Source organism: Flavobacterium sp. LMO8, from assembly GCF_009495755.1.
GTDB lineage: Bacteria > Bacteroidota > Bacteroidia > Flavobacteriales > Flavobacteriaceae > Flavobacterium.
Genome location: NZ_WIBJ01000026.1, coordinates 1 through 1,108, shown reverse-complemented (window position 1 = coordinate 1,108; position 1,108 = coordinate 1). Strand labels below are relative to the sequence as shown.

Below are 1,108 nucleotides of genomic sequence, written 5' to 3'. Positions count from 1 at the left end.
GGAAGTGGTTTTGCATTTGACCATGTGTCTCCAGATTTGGTAGCTTTATAAAGGTAAATTTTACCAAATTTTGCTTTTTTGGCTTTGTCTTTTACATATTCTTTTTCATTAAAACTTTCGCTACCGTAGTACATCGTGTTTCCATCACTTGTAATACTTACAGGTCCGTCGTGCCATTTGGTATTAATGTTGTCTACCGCTACAGCATCGCTAATGGTTCCATTTGCGTTGTAAGTGGCTTTGTAGATGTCTAAATAAGGCTCTTCGTTGAAGTTACTGTTTCTTTTTGAGGTGTTTCTTGCACTTGCAAAATACACATGGTTATCATTGGTTAGTACGGCACCAAAATCGGTTTTATCGCTACTTACGTCTGATTTTGCAATGTCGTATAATTTGGTTTGACCTTTTAATTCTGGAAGGTAATTAGGATTACTCTTAAATGTTTTGGCTCTTTGGTCGTTTGGTGCCAATTGTGCAAATTGTTGCATTTGTTTGTCAGCTTCCTTAAAGTTACCTTCTGCTTTTAACATTTGAGCATATTTGTAGTATGTTTCGGCATCTTGCTTTTGCTCTACTACTTTTGCGTACCATTTTGATGCTTCTTTCGTATTGAAAACATTATAGTAGCTTTCTGCCAATTGTTTGTAAACGTAGTTATCGGCTTTACTACCTTCGGCTAATTTTAAATATTCTTTAGCTGCATCTACATATTCGTATCTATCGAATAATTTGTCTGCTGTTTTGGTGTATTGATTTTGTGCACTAAGTAATCCACTTACCATCACAAAACTTAATGTTACATATAAATTTCTCATTGTACTTTAGTCGGTTTAGGTTAGAAGAATCTTGGTGAACTTGATACTTTTTTCGGGAAGTTCAAATCAAACAATAATATAATCTCGTGTGAAGATGGGGTGGTTACATTCAAATCGGATACGATGTGATCGTAAGCATAACCTAATTTTATATTTGGTGTAATAGCATAATTAACCATTGCTCCAAAACTGTCTTCTAATCGATAGGTTCCACCGATTTCAAATTTCTCATTAAACAAGAAATTGGCTGAAACATCCCATGATGTTGGCGCTTCAAAGGCCGATTTCATCAT

Annotated in this window: 2 protein-coding genes; both read right to left on the bottom strand. The window is 35.1% G+C overall.

Features of this window, described 5'->3' with window-relative positions; genetic code table 11:
- Positions 1 to 815 (bottom strand): tetratricopeptide repeat protein (locus GFJ94_RS03520; RefSeq protein ID WP_370513788.1); only part of this gene is annotated, 815 nt, incomplete at its 3' end.
- 20 nt (positions 816 to 835) lie between these two features.
- Positions 836 to 1,108 (bottom strand): type IX secretion system membrane protein PorP/SprF (locus GFJ94_RS03515; protein ID WP_153200211.1); only part of this gene is annotated, 273 nt, incomplete at its 5' end.